Origin of the sequence: Streptomyces mutabilis (genome assembly GCF_046628145.1) — a bacterium.
GTDB lineage: Bacteria > Actinomycetota > Actinomycetes > Streptomycetales > Streptomycetaceae > Streptomyces > Streptomyces mutabilis.
This window is the reverse complement of sequence record NZ_CP176874.1, coordinates 7739501-7760147: the sequence shown is the minus strand read 5'-3', so window position 1 is coordinate 7760147 and position 20647 is coordinate 7739501. Positions and strand designations below refer to the sequence as shown.

18 protein-coding genes and 4 pseudogenes are annotated in these 20647 nt (G+C 66.7%); 9 read left to right on the top strand and 13 right to left on the bottom strand.

Going from position 1 to position 20647, the window contains the following annotated elements; all coding sequences use genetic code 11:
• Positions 1 to 25 precede the first annotated feature (25 nt).
• Both ACLIN4_RS34855 and ACLIN4_RS34850 read right to left on the bottom strand, forming a co-directional pair.
• Positions 26 to 887: pseudogene (locus ACLIN4_RS34855) on the bottom strand (IS5 family transposase).
• A 57-nt stretch (positions 888 to 944) separates the two neighbouring features.
• Positions 945 to 1773 (bottom strand): annotated as a pseudogene (locus tag ACLIN4_RS34850) (IS5 family transposase).
• A gap of 104 nt (positions 1774 to 1877) precedes the next feature.
• On the opposite strand from ACLIN4_RS34850, the gene ACLIN4_RS34845 reads away from it, so the two are divergent.
• Together ACLIN4_RS34845 and ACLIN4_RS34840 are read left to right on the top strand one after the other, a co-directional pair.
• Positions 1878 to 3251: a hypothetical protein gene (locus ACLIN4_RS34845; protein WP_411576577.1), complete on the top strand. Its 1374-nt coding sequence runs from the start codon at positions 1878 to 1880 to the stop codon at positions 3249 to 3251.
• A 261-nt stretch (positions 3252 to 3512) separates the two neighbouring features.
• Positions 3513 to 3932 carry a hypothetical protein gene (locus ACLIN4_RS34840; RefSeq protein ID WP_411576576.1) on the top strand — a complete coding sequence of 140 codons (420 nt, stop codon included), beginning with the start codon at positions 3513 to 3515 and terminating at the stop codon, positions 3930 to 3932.
• A 127-nt stretch (positions 3933 to 4059) separates the two neighbouring features.
• Here ACLIN4_RS34840 and ACLIN4_RS34835 read toward each other — a convergent pair whose 3' ends face one another.
• The 4 genes from ACLIN4_RS34835 to ACLIN4_RS34820 all read right to left on the bottom strand — a co-directional run bounded on the left by ACLIN4_RS34835 (position 4060) and on the right by ACLIN4_RS34820 (position 6717).
• Positions 4060 to 5253, bottom strand: coding sequence for an MFS transporter (locus ACLIN4_RS34835; protein ID WP_411576575.1), 1194 nt, complete (start codon positions 5251 to 5253; stop codon positions 4060 to 4062).
• 12 nt (positions 5254 to 5265) lie between these two features.
• Positions 5266 to 5439 (bottom strand): peptide ligase PGM1-related protein, encoded by a 174-nt coding sequence (locus ACLIN4_RS34830; RefSeq protein WP_354671105.1) that lies wholly within the window; start codon positions 5437 to 5439, stop codon positions 5266 to 5268.
• A gap of 92 nt (positions 5440 to 5531) precedes the next feature.
• Positions 5532 to 6349 (bottom strand): IS5 family transposase gene (locus ACLIN4_RS34825; RefSeq protein WP_411576803.1). Its coding sequence is split into 2 segments (ribosomal slippage): positions 5532 to 6017 and positions 6020 to 6349, totalling 816 coding nucleotides; the frame shifts between segments, so codons are not numbered across the junction.
• Between the two features lie 38 nt (positions 6350 to 6387).
• On the bottom strand, positions 6388 to 6717 hold the full coding sequence (locus tag ACLIN4_RS34820; RefSeq protein WP_289908173.1) for a hypothetical protein: 330 nt from the start codon (positions 6715 to 6717) through the stop codon (positions 6388 to 6390).
• A gap of 73 nt (positions 6718 to 6790) precedes the next feature.
• On the opposite strand from ACLIN4_RS34820, the gene ACLIN4_RS34815 reads away from it, so the two are divergent.
• The 5 genes and pseudogenes from ACLIN4_RS34815 (at position 6791) to ACLIN4_RS34795 (ending at position 10332) form a co-directional block, all read left to right on the top strand.
• On the top strand, positions 6791 to 7039 hold the full coding sequence (locus tag ACLIN4_RS34815) for a hypothetical protein (RefSeq protein ID WP_411576574.1): 249 nt from the start codon (positions 6791 to 6793) through the stop codon (positions 7037 to 7039).
• Between the two features lie 451 nt (positions 7040 to 7490).
• Positions 7491 to 7784 (top strand): annotated as a pseudogene (locus tag ACLIN4_RS34810) (helicase); the annotation flags it as partial.
• A 199-nt stretch (positions 7785 to 7983) separates the two neighbouring features.
• Positions 7984 to 8334, top strand: a complete 351-nt coding sequence (locus ACLIN4_RS34805; RefSeq protein ID WP_411576573.1) for a hypothetical protein — start codon at positions 7984 to 7986, stop codon at positions 8332 to 8334.
• Between the two features lie 58 nt (positions 8335 to 8392).
• The gene (locus tag ACLIN4_RS34800; RefSeq protein WP_411576572.1) at positions 8393 to 9301 is read left to right on the top strand and encodes a S8 family peptidase; all 909 of its coding nucleotides are present in this window, start codon (positions 8393 to 8395) and stop codon (positions 9299 to 9301) included.
• A 23-nt stretch (positions 9302 to 9324) separates the two neighbouring features.
• Positions 9325 to 10332 carry a hypothetical protein gene (locus tag ACLIN4_RS34795; protein ID WP_411576571.1) on the top strand — a complete coding sequence of 336 codons (1008 nt, stop codon included), beginning with the start codon at positions 9325 to 9327 and terminating at the stop codon, positions 10330 to 10332.
• Between the two features lie 1333 nt (positions 10333 to 11665).
• Here the strand turns inward: ACLIN4_RS34795 and ACLIN4_RS34790 are convergent.
• The 7 genes and pseudogenes from ACLIN4_RS34790 to ACLIN4_RS34760 form a co-directional block, all read right to left on the bottom strand.
• A complete protein-coding gene (locus ACLIN4_RS34790; protein ID WP_127434630.1) occupies positions 11666 to 11968 on the bottom strand; it encodes a hypothetical protein in 303 nt (100 codons plus the stop codon).
• Positions 11969 to 13486: 1518 nt separating this feature from the next.
• Positions 13487 to 13692: pseudogene (locus tag ACLIN4_RS34785) on the bottom strand (IS256 family transposase); the annotation flags it as partial.
• Positions 13685 to 13858, bottom strand: a complete 174-nt coding sequence (locus ACLIN4_RS34780) for a hypothetical protein (protein WP_382087195.1) — start codon at positions 13856 to 13858, stop codon at positions 13685 to 13687. The pseudogene ACLIN4_RS34785 and the gene ACLIN4_RS34780, both read right to left, overlap by 8 nt.
• 94 nt (positions 13859 to 13952) lie before the next feature.
• A complete protein-coding gene (locus ACLIN4_RS34775; protein ID WP_382020241.1) occupies positions 13953 to 14099 on the bottom strand; it encodes a hypothetical protein in 147 nt (48 codons plus the stop codon).
• 985 nt (positions 14100 to 15084) lie between these two features.
• A complete protein-coding gene (locus ACLIN4_RS34770; protein ID WP_289908179.1) occupies positions 15085 to 15522 on the bottom strand; it encodes an SRPBCC family protein in 438 nt (145 codons plus the stop codon).
• Between the two features lie 89 nt (positions 15523 to 15611).
• Positions 15612 to 17063, bottom strand: a complete 1452-nt coding sequence (locus ACLIN4_RS34765) for an MFS transporter (protein ID WP_411576570.1) — start codon at positions 17061 to 17063, stop codon at positions 15612 to 15614.
• 218 nt (positions 17064 to 17281) lie between these two features.
• A complete protein-coding gene (locus ACLIN4_RS34760) occupies positions 17282 to 17830 on the bottom strand; it encodes an SRPBCC family protein (protein ID WP_289908181.1) in 549 nt (182 codons plus the stop codon).
• A gap of 753 nt (positions 17831 to 18583) precedes the next feature.
• On the opposite strand from ACLIN4_RS34760, the gene ACLIN4_RS34755 reads away from it, so the two are divergent.
• Positions 18584 to 19150: a TetR/AcrR family transcriptional regulator gene (locus tag ACLIN4_RS34755; RefSeq protein ID WP_289908182.1), complete on the top strand. Its 567-nt coding sequence runs from the start codon at positions 18584 to 18586 to the stop codon at positions 19148 to 19150.
• Positions 19151 to 19270: 120 nt separating this feature from the next.
• A complete protein-coding gene (locus ACLIN4_RS34750) occupies positions 19271 to 20626 on the top strand; it encodes a carotenoid oxygenase family protein (protein WP_382020249.1) in 1356 nt (451 codons plus the stop codon).
• Positions 20627 to 20647: the final 21 nt, after the last annotated feature.

Here is a 20647-nt window from a genome sequence, read left to right as displayed (position 1 = left end):
TGCGTAGTGAATGGGTTTTCCGATATCAGCGGCGGGCCCAGATCAAGATGGCCGCCAAGTGCAGGGCCGCCCGGTAGGCCAGGGCAAGCTTGTCCGTCCGCATGGCCAGGCCGCGCCACTGGTTGAGACCACCGATGCACCGCTCGACAGTGTTGCGCTGTTTGTATGCCTCGGCATCGAAGGCGGGCGGGCGGCCCCCATCGCGACCTCTCCTCAGCCGGTGTCCGATCTGATCAGACACGGTTGAGGAATGACGGCACGGATCCCGCGTCGACGAAGATGTCCGCGGATCGCGCGGGAGGAATACGCGCGGTCCGCCAGGACGGCCTCCGGTCGAGTCCTCGGCCTGCCGGGTCCGCTACGCGGAACTTGGATGCCCGCCATGACGGCTTCGAAAGCTGGTGCATCACCGGCCTGACCCGCAGTGACATGGAGGGCCAAGGGCCGTGCATGACTGTCGATGGCGATGTGGACCTTGGTGCTCAGGCCGCCGCGAGAGCGTCCGAGCCCGTGATCGCCGGGTTCACAGCGGCTCGGTGCCCCCTGCTCCTGGCTCCGGCGGCATGCTGGTGTGCTCGGCAGACGGTGGAGTCCACCGTTACCGTCCATCCGATGTCGTCATCGACGTCGGCCGCTGTCAGGATGGCGGCGAGGATCCGTTCCCAGGTGCCGTCCACGGCCCACCTGATCAGCCGTTTGTGCGCGGTCTGGAACGAGCCGAGTTCGTCCGGCAGGTCCCGCCAGGGTGAGCAGGTGCGGCACTTCCAGGCGATGGCCTCCAGGGTGCGGCGGTGTTCGGCCCACCGCCGCCCGCGAACCGGATCAGCCGGCATGAGCGGCTCGATCCGGCTCCACATCGCATCAGTAATCACCGATCGGACAGGCACATCCGATCAACTGACCAGCCCACCAAAGAGACACGCTCTAGGAGTTGTCGTCAAATGTCACGCCCACATCAGCAGCGATGCGAGGGTGACGGCTGCTTGGTAGGACTCGGCGGTCTTGTCGTAGCGGGTGGCGATGCCACGCCACTGCTTGAGGCGGTTGAAGCACCGTTCGACGACGTTGCGCCGCTTGTAGACCTGCTTGTCGAAGGCCGGCGGACGTCCGCCCTGACTGCCGCGCCGGAGCCGGTTGCGAACCTGGTCGGACCGTTCCGGAAGGTGTGCCGGATGTTCCGTCGCCGCAGCCAGCCCCGTATGGCCTTGGAACTGTAGCCCTTGTCGCCGAGGATGCGGTCGGGTCGGACCCGGGGCCGTCCCGGGGCCGGCCGGGGCACCCGGATCGCCTTCATCACGGCGGTGAACTGCGTGCAGTCGTTGGTGTTCCCGCTGGTGACGGTGAAGGCGAGCGGGCGGCCGGCGCCATCGCAGGCCAGGTGGATCTTGCTGGTCAGGCCGCCTCTGGACCGGCCGAGTCCCGGGGAGCGGAGCCCCCTTTTCGCGCTCCGGCCGCGTGTTGGTGGGCCCGGACGATCGTGGAGTCGACCGACACCAGCCACTCGATGTCCCCGGCCGCGTCGGCCCTGGCCTGGGCGGCACGGAGCATCCGCTCGAAGGTGCCGTCCTTGGCCCACCGGCGGAAGCGGGTGTGCAGTGTTGCCCAGGAGCCGTACCGCTCGGGCACGTCCCGCCAGGCCGTTCCGGTCCGGAACTTCCACACGATCCCGTTGAGGACCGTCCGGTCGTCCAGCCGCCTGCTGCCCCGCTCAGACCGGGGCAGCAGCGGCTGCACGAAGGCCCACTCGGCATCGGACAGTTCATGGCGACGTATCACCCGACCATGATCTCCGACCGAAGATCATTTGACGACAGACCCTAGGCGAATACGGCCACACGCTGCGGGACAGCGGGGCATCTCGCATCACGGTGCACTACATGCTGGCTTCCATGACAAGGCTGTGGGCCTTCGACCAGCTCAGCAGCCGGCCCAGCGGGATCGGCTGCCCACCCCGGGAAACCGAAGGAGTGGACGACTATCTGCCGGCGGCGACCGCAGAGGGAGAGAACACCACCGAGGCGATCGCCGAGCAGACCATGGGTCCCATGCTGATCTGGGCCATCCGCATGGTCGAGGACTTCAGCGACGACATCCTCACCGCCTGGGCCGAAATGGAGAGACTTCGCGCGGCCGCCGCCGCCAACAAGTCCACTCCCGCCTCACTGGCCTCGCTCAAGGCCTTCATGGAACCGCTTCTCGCTGGTGACCTGCCCATCCCAGCGGTGACCTGGCGCGGAAAGCCGGCCCTCGCCCGCGCTTGCATCGCCGCGATCACCGGAGCCTCACACAATCAGGTCACCGCGACCTCCAAGCGACTGGGCTGGCGGCAGGCCGCCGTCCGGCGTCCTGGGCCCTGTCCCCTAAAGACCTCTGTCACCGGCATGCTGGGGGGCAAGCCATGGAGGGAAGCCCTCGACTATCACGAATGCGCCTCTTTGACGCGCCAGTTGGGCACGGCATGCTTCATCGTCATCGCCTATCTGACAGGAATGCGCCCAGGGGAGGTGGCCGGCCTTCGCAGCGGATGCTGCCCTGATCCCGAGCCGGACAGCAAGGGGCAAACGGGGCGGCATTTGATCACTGGTGCCGTTTACAAGACGGCGCGGGACGAGAAAGGCAACCACCGCTCCGAAGGCGAGCTCCGGGATGTTCCCTGGGTGGCCATCGCCCCGGTGGTGAACGCTATTCGAGTTCTGGAGCGGATGGTCCCGACCGGAGATCTGCTGTTCGCCCACGGTGCGCATGACACCCGTTCTGGCACGGGGGCACTCGCCATCTCGACGATGGGAGACCGGATCGAGGACTTCGTCGCCTGGGCCAACGAGGAGGCCACCGCGCACGGGCTCACCGAAGAGGTCATACCGCCGGACCCGCACGGCCGCATCGGTACTTCCCGCTTTCGCCGCAGTCTCGCCTGGCACATCGCCTGTCGTCCGGGTGGACTGGTCGCTCTGGCGATTCAGTACGGCCACCTGCGAACTTGCGTATCTGTCGGATACGCCTCCCGAAGCCGTGACGGGATCCACGACCTCCTCGACGTCGCGACCGCCCGGGCGACATTGACACCGTCGCTGACCTACACGACGACCTCGAAGACGGCCTCGGCGTCTCGGGACCTGCCGCCCGGCGGGCTATCACAGCCGCTACCACCGCAGTGCAGTACACGGGCACGGTCATCAGCCTGCGTCAGGCCCGACAGATCGTTGCCAACCCTCAGCTGGCCGTCTACGACAATCCCAACGCTCTGCTGATGTGTGTCTACAAGCGCGAAAAGGCCCTCTGCCATCGCGGCATCAAAGACACCCCAAGCCTCGATCGATGCGTCGCCGGCTGCGGGAACATTGCCCGCACCGACCAGCACATCACCAAGATCCTTGACCGCGCCGACCTCCTCGACAGGCGAGCGCCCGCGTCCCGGGCCCGCTCGCCGACCGTTTTCGCCGCAACGCGGCCCGTCTGCGTGACCTCGCTGAGGCCCACCACCGCACCCGAATCACCCTCCAGGACACCGCATGAGCCCTGCACCCGATGAACGCGACCGCATCCATGCCGCCATGGACCGCATCCTGGCCGGGACGCCCGAGCGCTCGGACGGCGCCCTGACCATCAAGTCCCTGGCTGCCGAGGCGGACGTCCCCCGCAATGCTCTCACTCAGCGCCACCTCGATCTGAAGAACGAGTTCTACGCGAAGGTCAAAGAGCGGGGCCAGCCGACCGACGTCGAAGTGCGGTTGCGCAGGCAGATCGTCAAGCTGAAGGAACTCCGCGCGGACGACAAAGACGAACTCGCCCAGCTCCGCGCAGACCGTGAAGCACTGGTCAGGGTCGTCAACCAGCTGACCTTGGAGAACCGTCAGATTCGCCAGCAGCTGATGGCCCCCAGCTCCGTAGTCCGCCTCCTGCCCAGCCAACCTCAGCCGCCAGCCCGTTGAACCAGCAAGTAGCGACGCCGAGCTCCCTGCCAGGGAACTGCCTGAACCGTCGGCAGGAGCAACCGGGCAGGCGGACGTCAAGACGCTAATCCTCAGCGCCAGGCCCGACGTGCCTGGGAACGTACTCTCACCCTTCCTCAAGGACAGAGACGTCCTGCCGCCGCCTGTCCTGCGGGGCCGCCCCCCGCCTGAGCCACGTCGCAGCAGTCAGCAAGAGCGTGGTGCCGGTGGCGATGAGGACGCTGGTGTCGGGAGTGGTAACGGTAAGGAGGAGACCAGTAGCGGCAGCGCTGATGCCGTAGCCGATGCCGCTGCCGGCGTAGAGGACCGAGTAGCCAACGGGGTGAAGGTCGGCGGGCAATTGTTCGCGGAGGGTGAGATTCCGGGTGATCAGTACGGCTGCCTGCAAGAGACCGGTGAGAGCGAGAAGAGCTGCGATCACGGTCCAGCTGGAGGCGAACGCAGTGGCGGCGACGCCCGCGATCATAATGACGAGCAGGAGCGTGCTCTGACGGTGCACGCTGCCGGGCCAGGTACGCGCGCCGTAGATGAGGCCGCCGATGATGCTTGCCAGGGCGAAGCCGGTGAGGATGGGACCGCTGTAGGTAACGGGCATCTCCCGGTGCTGAAGCAGTGCGGGCAGGGTGAGCTCGATGCTGGCCAGCAGGTACATGGCGGCGATGCTGGTCAGGTAGACGGGCCAGGCGGTCAGGGCTTGCTTGAGCGGGGCGCGCTGTCCGTCGTCCGTGGCGCCAGTCTTGTCGGGCAGCAGCCACAGCCCGGCGGTGGCTGCGAGCGTGGCGAGCGTGGCGAGGAGGAACGGGGTCTGCGGGGCGGACTCGAGCGCAAGTAAGGACACTAGGGCCGGCGAGGCGGCCCAGGCGGCCATGTTGAGCGTGGATTCCAGACTGAGGGCGGCGTGGATGCGCTTCTCAGGAGCGAGATCCTCGGCCATGGTGCGCAGTGCTCCGGGTGCGGCGGCTGCGGCGGCGCCGGCAGTCGCAGCGAGGATCACCGCGAGCACGGTGCCAGGGGCTGGCAGAAGGGCGAGCAGGCCGAAGGCGACGGCCGACAGCCCTAGTCCCCCGGTGATTTCACGGCGGTAGGGGCGCGTGCGCAGTCGCGTACTGAGAAGCGGGGCGCCTATGGCTTCCGCGATGGCGTACGCGGCGGCCATGGCAGCGCCGCCGCTGTATCCGGCGTCCGTACCGCGCCCGTAGAAGAGGAAAGCGAGCGGTGCCATCGCCACCGGCAGGCGGCTGGCCGTGACGACCACGGCCCAGATCGTGACGTGCTTGGTGAACAGGCCGCGGTACGCCACGCGTAGTAGTCCTTAACTGTCGTGCTGGGCCAGAAGCCCGGTCAGTTGGTCTTCGAGAGTGCTGGCTTCTTCGTGATTGTGCGCCAGGACTACATATTCGAGGTTGCCGGTGACCGCTGTGTCATCGGAGGCGATGACGATGCCACGGCCATGCCGAGGGTCCCAAGCGAGCCCGTGTTCCTGCATGACCCGCAGAAGATGGGCGAGCGCGGGTGCCCGGACGTTGAACCTGCTGATCAGAACATGGCTGTCCGACCAGCCCGGGCCAATAAGAGTTCCTAACAAAGGCGTTGGACGTGGCGGTGGGTGATCAGGCAGACGGCGAGTCCGAGGAAGGCTTCGTGGATGTCGTCGCGTCTTTCCCAGCGGATGCGCAGGCGGCGGAAGCCGTGGAGCCAGGCGATCGTGCGCTCGACGACGTAGCGGAAGATGCCCAGGCCAGTGCCGTGCGGCTCGCCCCGTTTCGCGATCACGGGGCGGATGCCTCGCTGCCAGAGCAGGCGACGGTACTTGTCGTGGTCGTAGCCGCGGTCGGCCAGCAGTGCGTCGGGGCGTCGGCGGGGTCTGCCGACTTGGCCCGCGACGGCGGGAATCTTGTCGAGCAGCGGCTCGAGCTGGGTGACATCGTTGCGGTTGCCGCCGGTCAGCGACACCGCGAGCGGGATGCCCTGTCCGTCGACGATGAGGTGGTGTCTGCTGCCCGGCCGTGCGCGGTCGACCGGGCTGGGCCCGCTTTTGGGCCCCTGCGTGCGGCCCGCACGTGCGAGGAGTCGATCACCGCCCGTTCCCAGTCCAGCTGGTTCTTCGACCGCAACTCGTTCAGCAGCAGCTGGTGGAGCTGGTCCCAGACGCCGGCCTCGTTCCAGGCCGCCAGGCGCCGCCAGCAGGTCATGCCCGAGCCGAAGCCGAGTTCCTGGGGCAGGTACTCCCACTGGATGCCGGTGTGCAGGACGAACAGGATCCCGCACAGGGCCTGCCGGTCCGGCACCCGCGGTCTGCCCTCGGCCTTCTTCGGACCCGGCTTCGGCAGCAACGGCTCGACCAGCGACCACAGTTCGTCCGACACGATCCACGGCCGCGACTGACGGTTTCCCATACCCAGACATACGAGCAGAGCGGCCGACAGTCTCATGATCAGCAGCTTTTGTTAGAGCCAGTAAGAGTCTCGGCAATGTGATGCAGGTGAGTACTGCCGCCCAGACGCGCGTTCACCTCGTTGAACCATACGTTGTTGGCCTGGTCGATCACCGCGTCGATGCTGGCCAGACCGCGATACCCCAGCCCCTGCATGAAGCGGGCCATCCGCAAGGCCTCGCTGGCGAAGCGCTCCCAGGGCGGTCCGGACACACTCCTGGGCGGCAGCGCGAGGCCGGCGAGGACCGGCGGATCCTGGTCGGTACGAAGCTGTCCCCCGTTGAGGAGGACCACTTCGCCGTCGTCGGGGCAGTCCACCTCGACGTACACAGACGTGCAGTCTGGGTGGAAGACCTCCAGGACGATCTCTCCCTGCGGGGCATGTGTCACGCACCCGATCGGCGTGCTGTCCCACCCGGCGGTTGAACCGGTCGAAGTCGCGGTTGTCCAGCTGCCGCAGACCGTGCAGCAGTTCCAGGGCGCCTTCTACGCCGAAGCGTGCCTTGCCCTGCTCACTCCACTTGGCCTGGACGAGCCACAGTTCCGGCGCCGAGGGAGAGCAGCCGATGGCGTCGATCCCCTGATCGTCCTGGCCGTCGGTGATCGACGCCGCGGCCTCCGCCGACGGGAAGCCAGTGAGCAGTTGGAGTGACATGGCCGCCAACGCGCGCGTGGTGAAGACCAGTTCGGTCTCGCGAACGCTCCGCCTCTGCACGTCCCAGATCGATGAGGCCGTCGTACTCCCGCCTCAGGGCGTCCCGGATGATCCCGACCGCCTGGGCACGCGTCGCCTCCGCGTCCTCGCCCTCACTCATGAATGCCCCCGCATCGTCCGATCGCCCCATCGTACGTTCGCGGGAACCGGACTCCGGGTCAGCGGGCGACGGCTTCCCGGTGCCGACCCGCGGGGCGGCCGGAGCCACACAAGCAGGAACCGGGACGGCTGGTGCGGCCGCCGGGGGCACGGCGGGCGAGATGCGTAGAAGTACACGATCCCGGCCCTGAAGACCACATCGGCAGTAGAGCACGGCGCCAGCCATAACGAAGCCCGCCCACGCACGTAACAAGCTGAGCAAACGCCCCCCACACTCCCCCGCCTCTAGATAAAGGGCCTGCGCTCCCATGATGAGCGCCTGGTTGAACAGCTCGCCTCCCGCGCCCTCACCCATGGGCAGCGCAAGGCCCACCTCCGGCGTGACGAAGAGGGGCGGATCGTCGGGGCCGGCGGCGAGGGCAACGGCGAGGACCAGGAGGACGACGACACACAGGCCGCCGCCGAAGCGTCCCTGCTCCGCTTCTCCGGCCCGCGCGACGGCGCGACCATCGCGGCCTTCCTGCGCACCCGGGTCTACCGGCCCGAATCCCCGGTCTGGCTCGAGGGCTACCAGGCGCTGCTGCCCTGTCTGCAGAACCTCGATGCTGCGGCACTTGTAGAAGATCAAGCATGTGGTTAACAGTTCCAGTATTTCCAAGCCGAATATTTGTCGACTCACCTAGGCTGTAGCCCGTTCCGTTTGCACGTCCGCCCTGGTCATGGTTGATTAAGAGGGGCGGGGTCCAATAATGAAGGCAGGGGGGTAACCCCAAGGGGCAACCATGGGTGACGCCATCCTAGGAATCGATAGCCTCCTTTGCGTAAGAGCAGAGGAAGCCGGGTCTGATGACGTAAGAATTCGGCGAGATGGGCTTCACGTCTGGCCCTCCTCCGGTGACGGTTTCCCGATGCCGAACGGGGCATCGGTGGTAATCGCTAAGGATTTCTTCTTCGGCGGCGCCTCCGACACTGTTATTTCACTTTGGGATGCTGACGAGTTGAGTGCAGACGACCCTCTCGGAAGCGTCACCATCTCGGCGAGTGAGGCTGGTACCGGCTCTCACACAAAGGACATAATCGGTCCAGGCTCACACTACAAGATAAATTACCACGTCGGGGCAATTCAGTTCTGAGATCGCTCCGAAATATGATGCGGCGGAGCAAATCCGCGCGAGAGTGGCAGTACGGCCCATGATTCATGACGCCCATGTAACCTCTCGGCCCCCCGTAGCCATGGCGGGCCTCTCAAAACTCATGGTTAGAAGCGTAGGAGCAGCTAATTTGAAGGTGGGTCTCCTGGACGGGCCAGTGGTGGTTAGGCATCCCGGATTTTCCGCCGCAAAGATCGAATGGTCTTGTCAAGGAGATGTGGCAGAAATCGGGGCGCGTGACGTCGCGGCTACGCATGCCACGTCCGTCGCAGGCGTCCTGGTGGCTGGGCGCCAGTCGGGCGCATTGGGCATCTGCCCCGGGATCACGCTTGTCACTCGTTCCGTCTTCCGTTCTGCGGCAGCGCGTGCTGCAGGTACCACCACATGGATGGAACTGGCTGACGCGCTGCGGGAGATCGTGGACGCCGGTGCACGGATCGTGAACATGAGCCTCTCAATGGCACCAGGTATGTCCAAGGAACATCGCGCCATGCAGGATGCACTCAACTATGTGGCCGCTCATGGTGTGATCGTGGTAGCCGCCGCCGGCAACGACGGCACAATCGACAGCACGGTTGTGACCCGTCACCGATCAGTTCTCCCTGTCGTGGCTTACAACCTCCAAGGTCGGCCTTGGCGGCTTTCCAATGTCGGACGGTCGATTGGTCAGCGGGGCATCGGGGTGGCAGCAGACGGATTGATGAGCCTGGGCACGCGCGGGATGCTCCGGCCGTTCGGTGGGACTAGCGCGGCGGCTGCAATCGTCACTGGTGCTGTGACTCTCATCTTGTCCGAGCTTCCGAAGACCGCGCCCGGAGCACTGATTTCCGCGATGAAAGGGGACCAAGCGCGCCGCACATCGGTCGTTCCTCCCCTGATGAACGCGGGGCGTGCATTTGAGTCGTTGCTGGCATCACGAAGCTGGCAGGAGCGCTGGTCACCGTATTGATCAAGGAAGGAGGCGGTGAGCTAATGGACGAGCCCACGATATCCGCTGCGGAGTTGCCCCCTGTTGCTCCCGATCCATCGGTGGAGCATGCGACGAGCAGTGTGACGGTTTCCTCCGCCGAGGTATCCACCCCTGGCGTAAAACTGGCATCATCGGCTGCCGACGAGTACGCGCAACCACACGACAAATCGCCTTGCGGGTGTGGTGGTTGTGGTCGGGTCGTCTCTGCGACTGACGGCCCAGGCCGTCCTTCCGAGGCGTATCCGCCGTTCGTATATGCGGTAGGCCGGCTTGAGCCCCGCATTCCCAGTCTCGGAATAGAAAAAGAGTTCGCCCAGGCGACCGGCCGCGCCGAGACGACCAACCTGACGGACAGGCAGGCTCTGCATGCCGTTCTGTCGGACCCCCAGAGTCGCTATCTCGCCAAGCACCTGTGCTACGTACTGGTGATCCAGGGGATTGACACATACATCCTGCGTCCGCGTGATCCCGCAGACTACGGCCTGCTCGTGGACGCGATCGGTCCGTCACCGCAGGCAAATGATCTCCAGGCGGTGGTTGGCCTACGAGGCCCCTTCGCCCCGCCCGACTTCTGCAACGGTCTCATGCTTCCCGTTGTGGCGTTCGATCAAATCTACGCCTTCGACACAGACTCCCTCGTCGCAGGGCTGCCCAAACCGGACGACATCGACGAGGAGTCGTTCCGTTCGGCCTCCCGAGAGCTCTTCGACCGGGTATTGCAGATGGCAGACAACGCTGGCTCGTCCGACGAGCACCGTGCCCTCAACTATTGCGCAGTGCGATACGCGCAGATCTACACGCAAACCGCTCATGCCTTTGCATCGGGGCGTGCCCTCACGGCCATTGAGACGCGGCCCTCGCGGCTCAGCGGCAGCAGGAGCATTCAAGACGTGGTGTTCGCCTACACGAACCGGACAACCGACGTGACAGAGAAGTACTTCGTCCGGGTCGATGTGACGGAAGAGTTCCCCTTCCTCGTCACCAAGCTGTCTCCGTACTACGACCGGTGACGGCAGGAGGAGGTCGGCTGACATGCCAGTCCCGACCGCTACGGCGGGCGCCTCTCTGTACCGCACGAGCGGCGCGTACCGGTCAGTCCCCGGGGTGGGTACCTCCCCCAACGTCTCTCTGGCCAGCAATTGCTACGACGACTGCATGTGGGATTGCAGGCTGGAGGGTTGGGAGAGCTACGAATGCAAGCCATTTTGCAGGCAGAAGTGCACCGGGCCTCCACCTTGTCTGGGTGAGCTGTGCCTTTTCGGCCCACAGCGCCGCTGCTGCCCCTACGGAACCACCTGTTGCTATGGCTACGAGTACCCGTCAGCGCGCCAGATCATCGGCTGCTGTTCGCCCGGGTGGGAATGCTGTGGGGAAGGCAAGTGCTGTGAACCCGGGCACACATGCTGTGCTCCGAGCGGGTTTGGTCCGAGCAAGTGCTGTCCACCAGGCCAGAAATGCTGCGGCGGCGTGTGTTACACGCCAGGTCCCGGGAGCGTGTGCACAGGCGACGGAATTGTTTGTCCTCAGGACCAGGTCTGTGGCGACAGGTGCTGTCTACCAGGGGAGAAATGCGTAGGTGGCAGGTGCTGCAAGCCGGGGCCGCTGTGCGGTGGCGGGCAGTGCTGTGAGGGAGAGCATTGCACGCCGACGGGTTGCTGCCCTCAGGATCGGTACACCACGACGCTCGGCTGCTGCCCCCAGGGTCAAGTCGCGTGCAGGGTGCGCACTGAGGGCCCGCCGGACGTTGAGCCGGGAGGTGAACCCGGGAGCGATCCGACGGTCGTATACGTGGAGAAGTGTTGCCCGCCCGGCTATTCCTGCTCCGATGACTCCTGCTGCCCACCCGGCGAGTGCTGTCAGAAGAACGCGGACTGTCCACAAGGAAAGCACTGCGACAAGAAAAAGTGCTGCGCTCAGGGACAGAAAGCAAAATACGACCCCACTACAGGAAAGCTGAGCTGTGCCTGAGTTCCTCAGATGAAGTCCGCCAATACCAACCGAACGCGCCTCCGGCCGCGCCGGCGGTACTTGCTCCGGGTCAATGTAGGAAGAAGTTTCCCTACTCGTCACCGGCAGGAGGAGGTCGGCTGACATGCCAGCCCCGGGCCAGAGATGCTGCGGCGGCGTGTGTTACACGCCAGGTCCCGGGAGCGTGTGCACAGGCGACGTTACTGTTTGTCCTTAGGACCAGGTCTGTGGCGATAGGTAAGGTCGATGTGCGGTGGCGGGCAGCGCTGTGAGGGAGAGCATCGCACGCCGATGGGTTGCTGCCCTGAGGATCGGTACCGCCAAAAAGAAAATGGCTCCGGGTCATTATCCGGAGCCATTCTCGTCTGTCTTCCTTCACGGATTCGTAACCGTGTAGAAGACTTCATAGTGCGAGCCGTCACCAGTCAGGGTGACGGCGTGCTCTCCCGTTCCCGCCTGGCTTATATGAGGGAAGAAGCTGCCGATGAAGTCATCAGCAGAGCCGCTGTCATACTCCCACAGGCTGACCTTAACCTTGGCGCCGCCGAAGGTCGTAGATACACCGATGGACTTTGATTCTTCCTCGTCGATCTGCTCGACACCGAAAACCCGACCGCCGTCGACGTTGATGTACAAATCGTCAGCGCCCGCGCCGTCGGTGGTTTCGTAGCAGTCCACTGCACTGAGTATGAGAGTCGCCATATCAGTTGCCGTTCTGTGAGCGTTAGATCCCTCTTACAGGATGACGCAGGAGGTCGGCAACAACAACTTTTGAGGCGTCGAGTGAATGGTCAATTGTTGACCATTCAGAGATTGCATCCGCCGCGCCCACAGCGCGATACCATCATCTGAGAGACGACCATCGCGGAGGAACAATGGTAGACCGTGAAACAAGTCGTCGTGGCGCAACGCAGAGACCACTGCGCGTACGGCTGCCTGGATTCATTGATGAGGAGATCGGCCTAGGCGACGCAGTCAAACGAGTTACCCATCTGGCGATACGGCGGCCCTGCGGTGGCTGCGAACAGCGCGCTGCCGCATTGAATCGCTGGATAGTTCTCTCAGGCAAGAAGAAGCCACGTTGAGGCGTGAGACGGCGATGCCAGCTCGCGTCGCAGCGCCGAAAACTCGGTCCCCAACGATGAAGGCGGGGGATGCCCGGTGGGGCTCCTCCCCGACAAGCCGACCAAGAACTTCGTGCTGGAGCAGCATTATTCCACCTCCGGGCACCGCCGCACCGTCCGCCTAATACTGCAGCCGCAGTTGCGGGAGCGGGTGGTCGCGGCCACCTGCCACCCGTCCGGTCGACGGCCGGTGAGTAGTGGGGTGGCCTGGTGTCAGCGGTTCTCCTTCGCTGTGTCCGGCGCCTTGCCGGGCCAGATGAGCGACAGTGCCGCCGGTACAGCTGCTCTTATGGATCTCATACTCACTCGCTCAGAATCGTTGGGCATCGACCATCCCGACACGCTCCTCGCCCGGAGGCATCTCGCCTTGTGGCACGGTGAAACGGTGACGCCGGCGCCGCAGCATCTGACCTGGAGCCCTTGCTCATCGACTTCCGTCGCGTCTACGGCCCAGCAGATCCCGAAACGGTCACCGCCTGGCATCTACTTGCTCACTGGCAGGGCGAAGTCGATAGACCGCTCGCAGCCGTGAACACGCTGCAGCAACTCGTGAGCAAACAAGCATCGATCCACGGCCGCGCCTTACCAGCCCCACTCCAGAGTTATAAGGAACGCATCGCGTACGGGCTCACTCAGGCGCCAGGCGACTCTTCTCCCAGCCATCCGCCCTCTGAGCCGTCTCAGATGCGTGCCAGCGTTTCTCTGGGTAGCCGGCCCGCCCGGTCAGTTCCATTTGTCAGTCCGGTGGGTCGCGATGCCGTCGCGGTGTCCCGGACCACCCCCTCATTGGCCGGGGAGGGCACGACCAGGGCGCCGCCCACCTACATGTATTGCGGAGCCCTTTCGCTTCGGCGAAGAACAACTTCGCGCCCCACGCGGCGCGGCTGACGATTGGAGCGCCCCCGCGTCGGCGGGGAGAACGCCTCCAGCCCCTCGTAGGGGTTCACGCGGTTCGGAGCACCCCCGCGTCGGCGGGGAGGGCCGAGGGCGGCCGGGAGAACTACCGCAACAGGCACCGGTCACCTCGGCGAGATGCGCGGAGATCTCCCCGTGCGTGAGTCCTTTAGCTGACATGGCCCAGGTGATCAGTGAGCTCGCCCTCCAGCGCGGACTCCAGCACCGCTTGGTCAGCTGCTGCCGAAGGCCGCCCTCCCCGGTGAGCTTCACCCCACCGGCCTGAGCTCGGGCAACCAACTCGGCGGCCAGCCCGTCATCCACGGCGCCCGTGCCACTCACAGCGGCCCTCCCGGCCTCGGTGTCACTCGTCACGTCAGTCATCAACTGTCGCCTCCAGCTCGGGAGTGAAACCACTCACCGTACGGACCCTCACCTGCCGGGAGGACGCATCCGGATCCACCGCCTCCTCGTGCTCGGCCTGGAGGCCGGGGTCGAGCGGCTGCGTCTCGGGCCGGTCAGCGCGCCGACCGTGGATCACGCCTTCCATGCCGAGCTGAACCCCCGCACCCCACGACCGTGCCGGCCGTGCGGCCCCTTCGCTGCCGGAACCCGCACGAACCGCCGCCCGAGTGCCGGGAGGCTCACACGGCCGTGCCTGCGACGGCGGCCAGGAGTTCGGCGCGGGATGGGCCCGGATCGGAGTAGTGCGGTGCCTTGCGGCCGAGTTCGGCGACCTTTTCCGCCAGGGCGGGATCGGTGAACGTCTTGCGAGCCGGTGCCGGTCCCACCCCGTCAGGCCCTGCTGCATCGGGGACAGCGAGGCCCGGGTGGTCTCGTCGAACCGGAGGGCGAGCTTCTCCGCGTCGTCGGTGCCCTCCGTGCGCAGGAGGTCGCGCAGGAGGGTGGCGTGCAGGGCGCCCATGGACATGCCCAGGCCGAAGAGGGGGTTGGTGGTCGCCCAGGCGTCACCGATCGGTGCGGCCTCCCTTGCCGCGGAAGGGTACGGCGAGACGGACGGTGGTGCCCGCGGGGATATTGACGGTGTCGCGCCAGGCGCGGAACGGCTCTGGCCTGCCGTCCCGGGCGAGGACCTGCGCGCAGGTCGACGCGGTCGTGGTCGAAGGTTCGGCCGTCGATGGTGAAGGAGCCGTCCCCGGCTCCGTTCAGGACGATCCGGCGGGTGCGGACGTCGGTGGACGGGGCAAGTTTCTCCACGGGCAGGAGAGAGGCGGGCAGCGCGATCGGGGCCAGGTCTGCGGGGATGTCGATGCCGGCCAGCGCGCGGTCGGTGCTCTGCTGGCCGCCGTCGCCGTAGACGGAGTACGGCATAACACGCAGTGTCAGGCGGCCCGGTGTGGTGGTTGCCACCAGTATCTCGGCGCGCTCCCCTGGCGCGAGGAGGATCTCGGTGAGCGGGACGGGCCGCTCGATTAGGCCGGCGTCGGTGGCGATGAGGTGGATTCTCGAGCTCTTCCCGTTCACCGCAGTGACGGCGAGGAGCAGGTGATCGCCGGCGGTCGCGTTGAGGAGCCGCAGCCTGATCCTTCCGGCTCGGGCGGTGACGACCGGCCGGGTGGCGCCACTGACGACGAAATCCCTGCCGGTCCGGGTGAACATCAGCAGGCGGTCGTCGGCGTTTCGCAGTGCGGGTTGGTCGTCGACGGGGCCGGTTCTGAAACGAGAGACAGGGGGTGGGGCCGAGAAGGGGGTGAGCCGGGGAAGTCGCTTGGCCGGGGCCTTGCGTCTCCCGCCTCCGGCAGGGGTCGTTTGGGGTCAGTTCCGGTTCTCCGCGGTGGTCTTCAGTACCTGCAGCCAGGCCAGGAGCGATTCCTCGAGAGCGAGGTGCATGGCGTGAAGGTTCGCTTCGACGGGGGCGCCCGCCCAGGATTCGCGGGTGCTCACCTGCACGCCGTCGCTGGTCTCCTCGAATTCCCAGACGTGGATGCCGGTGATGCCGTGGGCGGGGCCGCCCCAGACGATGCGGCGCTTGGGGCTGAGTTCAGCGACGGTGGAGCTGATGACGAGGCCGGCTGTCGTCCAGTCGAACACTGCGCCGACGGCGAGGGGCCCGTGCAGCACGGCGGTGTCGATGCCGGTGTTCCACTGCGGCCAGCAATCCACTTCGGTGTGCAGCTGCCAGATCGTTTCCAGCGGGGCGTGCATGGTCCGGTGCAGTTCGACGACGACGGGGGCACTGCGATCGATGTCCATGGTGTTCTCCAAGAGGGGTGAATGGTCGGGGCGAGAGGGGTGGGGGGATCAGGGGTGGAGGGAGAGGGAGGCGGCTCGGGCCCGGTGTTTTAGGACCTGCCGGGCAGTGGTGCGGCTTCACCCGTGCGGCCGCGTAGCAGGTGGATGGCACTTGTGGCGGCGGCGAGCAGTGTGATGAGGGCTGCTGCTACGAGGGCGCGCCGGTATCCGTGCGCCTGGGCGGTGAGTGCGGGGGTGACCGGGGCTGCGAGGGGGGTGAGGGTTGCGAGTCCGAGTGCGCCTCCGACCTGTCTGGAGGTGTTGATCAGTCCGCCTGCGATGCCGGCGTGCCGTGGCTCAACTTCGGCGACACCCAGGGCGGTCAGGGGTACGAAGGCCAAGCCCAGGCCGGTGCCGATCAGTACAGAGGGGCCGAGCAGGTCGGGTAGGAACGCGCCGTCGACGGGGAGTCGAGCGAGCCAGAGCAAGCCGGCGGCGAGTACGAGCAGGCCGGGCAGGAGGGTCTTGGACAGGCGTCCCGCGCCCCAGGATGCGGCCATGAGAGCGGCAGCGAGCGGGAGTTGGGTCAGGCCCGCTTCGAGGGGCGAGTAGCCGAGCACCTTCTGCTGGTAGAGGGGGAGGAAGAAGAAGGTGGCGACCCATACCCCTCCGAGCAGCAGCATCAGGATGTTGCCGGTGACGAGGGAACGGTTGCGCAGCAGTGCCGGGGGCAGCAGGGGGTTCCTCGCGCGTCGCTCGATCGGCAAGAGGGCCGAGAGCAGCATCAGGCCGGCTGCCGGGAGGACGAAATCGGGCAGCGGGGTCGCGTCCTTGGTGCCGAGTCCGTAGACGAGGAGGGTGAGGCCGGCTGTGACGGTGAGTGCGCCGGGCACGTCGAGTCGTGCGGTGCGCTTGCGCTCGCTCGGGCCGAGGAGGAGGGGGGTGGCCATGAGGCAGGGGAGGGCGGCCAGCGCGCTGATGGCGAAGATGGCCCACCACCCCAGGCTGCTGGTGAGCGCCCCGCTGAGCAGGACTCCTGCGGCTCCGCCCGCTGCCGAGGCCGCTCCCCAGATGCCCAGGGCCTTACCGCGGCCGGGGCCCGGTGGCTGGTGGGCCAGCAGGATGGCCAGGCCGGCAGGTGAGAGCAGGGCCGCGCCGATTCCCTGGATGACGCGGGCGGTGATGAGCGGCCCGGCGCTTGAGGGGATGCTCGCGGCCAAGGATCCGGTGGTGAAGATGAGGAGGCCGGACAGGAAGGCTGTGCGGTGTCCGAGGAGGTCGGTGAGACGGCCGCCGAGGGGCAGCAGTGCTCCGAAGGCAATGAGGTAGGCGTTGACAGTCCAGGTCAGACCGGCCGGTGTGAGGTCCAGGTCCTGTCCGATGGCGGGCAGGGCGACGTTCACGATGGATGTGTTGAGCACGACGAGGAACTGCGCGCCGGCCAGAAGGGAGAGGAGGAGTCCTGGGTGATACGGGCGTGGTGGGCAAACGGGGGTGGACATGATGCCTTTCGCGATGCTGTCCGGGGCTGTTGCGGTCGCGCTGCGCGGAGGGCGGTTCACCGGTGCCGAGGGGTTGTTGCTGCGGTGAGCAGGCAATCCGCCCGCCGCGCCGGGGGGTCGTCACGGCGGGCTGCGCATCATTCGGGTTCCGGGTTCAAGCGGCCGGCGGCCGGGCGGTGCGCTGCGCGGCTCCCTGCACTGCCGGGCGGATTCACCGGTGGCAGGGGCCATGGCGGCCAGCGGGACCGGAGACAAGGGCGTGTTGCCGCGGCTGCCGTTCAGGAACGCTGTCCGCTCGACATTCCGGGCTTGGGGTGGCGCTGCTCGGACTGCTGCTTGAGGTTGTGCAGCCAGTGGTCCAGTGAGGCGTCCAGAGCTTCCTGAAGGTACTCGGTGTTGGCGTTGACGGGCGCACCGGTCCAGGACTCTTCAGTGTGTACGTGGACTCCGTCCTTGGCCTGGGTGAAGGTCCACACGTGGATCGCGGTGATGCCCTGGGCCGGTCCGCCCCAGACGATGCGGCGCTTGGGCTGCACCTGCTTCACCGTCGAGGTGATGTCCTCCAGCCCTTCGGTGGACCAGACCCACGAGGAGCCCGGGCGCAGCCTCCCGGGGGTCTGTTTGACCGAGGAGCTGACGTTCGACTGCCAGGCCGGCCAGTTCTCGACGTCGGTCTGGACACGCCAGACGCGCTCCAGCGGGGCGTGGATGACGATGTCGTCCCGAGTGATGACAGGGGCCGCCTCATCGATGCCGATCGGTGCGGGCCCTGCATTTCCGAACGCCAGGGGCAGCGCGGCGAGGAATGCGGTGACGGTGGTGAGCATGACAGTTCCTTCGAGGTCATTAAGGGAGGACATCGCCACAATGCGTGAGTGTGGTCGCTCACTCACCATGGACTTGTGCCAGACTCCAGCTGATGACACATGCAGTTGCTGCACGAGGAAGCCGGACGACGGGGCATTCGAGCCCCGACCCGCCTCTCGACGTGTGAGTAGTCAACCACTCCCTCTCCTTGGGCGTCAACTACGTCCCGCTCGCCCGCCACCCGTCGGGCCGACGTCGACGTCAGCGCTCTTCGGCGCTTGGCCGCCCGGGGCCGCCGACCGCGCCGTGAGAGCGCGCGGCAGAAGACCGGGGTCCCCGCCCTTCATTGCCGCGACGGAAGTCGGGTGCGCTCCGGGCAGTCGGTTTCTCCCCCGCCGTAGGTGCGGCGGCCATGTGCAGGCCAGCGATCAGCACCTGCGAGTGCGGGAGGCACGACGAGGATCCGCACGGCGATCCGTGCGGCGAGACGGCGGCAGTCAGGCCCTGAGGAGCATTGGACCGAGGGCCGACTCCTGCGGGGCGATCGACGGGTTGCCGGTGCATGACCGGTCCGGGACCGGCGTCAGGCAGCGACCCAACCCCTGCGCAAGCGTTGCGGAAAGCCGCGGCCCGAGGCAGTGAGCGTCCACCGTCATGCGGCAACGTTCGCCGTCAGGGCGACAGCCGCCGACCGGACGCGGCATGCCGTTGCCCGCGAGCCGTCAGCGAGGCGCACGCTTGACACCCACGAGAGTGAGTGATTGAGTACTCACATGAAGACGGAACGACGCCGCCAACTGTCCACGGCCGACGAGCGCCGGGAGACAGTCCTGCGCACCGCCATCGGGGCCTTCGCGGCCCGGGGATACTTCGGGACCACCACGTCAGAGGTGGCCAAGGCTGCTGGCATCTCGCAGGCGTACGTCTACCGCCTCTTCCCCAACAAGGAAGCCCTGTTCACCGCAGTCGTCGAACACTGCTTCGTCCGGGTGCGCGCCGCCCTCGAAAGCGGCGCGGCAAAGGCCGAGAGCAGCGCGCCCGAAGCGGTGCTCGCCTCGATGGGCGACGCCTATGCGCGTCTGATCAGCGACAACGATTTGATGCTGGTCCAGCTGCATGCCCAGGCAGCCGCGGTGTCCGAGCCGGCCGTCCGTGAGGCGGTCCGGGCGGGTTACGCCCGCACCGTCGAGTACGTCCGCAGCGCATCAGGGGGCAGCGAGGCGCAGGTGCAGGAGTTCTTCGCTGTCGGCATGCTCTGCCACCTGCTGGTGTCCATCGATGCCGGGGCGGTCTCGGCACCCTGGACCCGCACCCTGACGGCCGGGATCGTGCATTACTGATCCGGCTCACGGAAGGCGGCCGCCCAGGTCTGCGGACCAGCGGTCGCCTCCATCAGAGCTAAAAAGTGAGTGGCTAACCACTCACTGATCACCGCTGATACTTCTCCCGAACGTGAGGTCATGATGACGAGCAAGCCCTACCTGACCGGTCACTACCGCCCCGTCGCGGACGAGATCACCGCGACTGAGTTGACCGTGGAAGGCACCCTGCCGCCGGACCTGACCGGCCGACTGATCCGCAACAGCCACAACCCCAAGCCCGGCATCACCCCCACCCACTGGTTCAAGGGCAGCGGCATGGTCCACGGCATCCGCCTCAACGAGGGACGCGCCGAGTGGTACCGCAACCGGTGGGTCCACACCCCCGCGCTCGATGGCGCCCCCTACATGACCGACCGGGGACCGGATCTGACAGTCAGTACTGCCGGCACGCACGTCATCGAGCACGGTGGGCGCCTGCTGGCCCTGTCGGAAGCGGCCCTGCCCTTCGAGCTGACGGCCGACCTGGAGACGGTCGGCGCCTACGACTTCGGCGGCAAGCTCACCTCCGCCATGACCGCCCACCCCAAGGAGGACCCGGCCAGCGGCGAGCTGCACTTCTTCGCCTCCTCCCCCTTCCCCCCGTACCTGATCCACCACGTCGCCTTCGCCGACGGCGAGGTGCTGGACAGCCAGGAGGTGCCCGGCGCGAGCGCCGCACTGAAGCACGACTTCGCGATCACCGAGCACTACGTGGTCTTCCTGGAGGGCTCGGTCACCTTCGACCCCACCGAACACTCCGGAATCCCGTACGGGTGGAACGACGCACAGGCCACCCGGATCGGCGTCATGCCGCGCGGAGCGGGCGGTGCCCCGCAGATCCGCTGGTTCGAGATCGCCCAGGGCTACGGCATGCACTTCGCCAACGCCTACGAGGACGCCCGCGGTCACATCGTCGTCGAGGGCCCCACAGTGGGCCGCGAGGGCTGGCAGCGGTCCTGGAACTGGTGGGTCGGTGCTGAGGACCGGGGCGCCGAACCGAACTCCGGATCCCGCAGCCGCCGCTGGACCGTCGACCTGGTCGCCGGGACCGTCCACGAGCAGCAGATCGACGACCTGACCGTGGAGTTCCCCACGATCAACGACAACTTCACCGGCAGCGAGCACCGCTTCCAGTACGCCCTGTCGTTCCCCGACGACCTCGGCGTCGGCAACCACAGCCTGGTGAAGTACGACCGCGTCACCGGCGCCCGCCAGCTGCTGCCCGTCGGCACCGGCCAACTCCCCAGCGAGGCGGTCTTCGTCCAGGCAGACGGGACCACCGGCGAGGACGAGGGTTACCTCCTGACCATCGTGAGCGACCTCAACACCGACGCGTCGAAGATGCTCGTTCTCGACGCCTCCGACCTCACCGTGCCCCCGATCGCCACAGTCCACCTCCCCCGGCGGGTACCCGCCATGATTCACGGCTCGTGGATCCCGGACACCGCCCTCTGACCTCCCCCCCTCCCGCCCGCG

Coding starts and splice junctions, on each gene's coding strand:
- ACLIN4_RS34755 (WP_289908182.1), top strand. CDS start 18,584: ATGAAGACGGAACGACGCCGCCAACTGTCCACGGCCGACGAGCGCCGG.
- ACLIN4_RS34780 (WP_382087195.1), bottom strand. CDS start 13,858: ATGGAAGGCGTGATCCACGGTCGGCGCGCTGACCGGCCCGAGACGCAG.
- ACLIN4_RS34760 (WP_289908181.1), bottom strand. CDS start 17,830: ATGCTCACCACCGTCACCGCATTCCTCGCCGCGCTGCCCCTGGCGTTC.
- ACLIN4_RS34845 (WP_411576577.1), top strand. CDS start 1,878: ATGCTGGCTTCCATGACAAGGCTGTGGGCCTTCGACCAGCTCAGCAGC.
- ACLIN4_RS34750 (WP_382020249.1), top strand. CDS start 19,271: ATGATGACGAGCAAGCCCTACCTGACCGGTCACTACCGCCCCGTCGCG.
- ACLIN4_RS34805 (WP_411576573.1), top strand. CDS start 7,984: ATGGGTGACGCCATCCTAGGAATCGATAGCCTCCTTTGCGTAAGAGCA.
- ACLIN4_RS34770 (WP_289908179.1), bottom strand. CDS start 15,522: ATGGACATCGATCGCAGTGCCCCCGTCGTCGTCGAACTGCACCGGACC.
- ACLIN4_RS34840 (WP_411576576.1), top strand. CDS start 3,513: ATGAGCCCTGCACCCGATGAACGCGACCGCATCCATGCCGCCATGGAC.
- ACLIN4_RS34800 (WP_411576572.1), top strand. CDS start 8,393: ATGATTCATGACGCCCATGTAACCTCTCGGCCCCCCGTAGCCATGGCG.
- ACLIN4_RS34830 (WP_354671105.1), bottom strand. CDS start 5,439: ATGCAGGAACACGGGCTCGCTTGGGACCCTCGGCATGGCCGTGGCATC.
- ACLIN4_RS34795 (WP_411576571.1), top strand. CDS start 9,325: ATGGACGAGCCCACGATATCCGCTGCGGAGTTGCCCCCTGTTGCTCCC.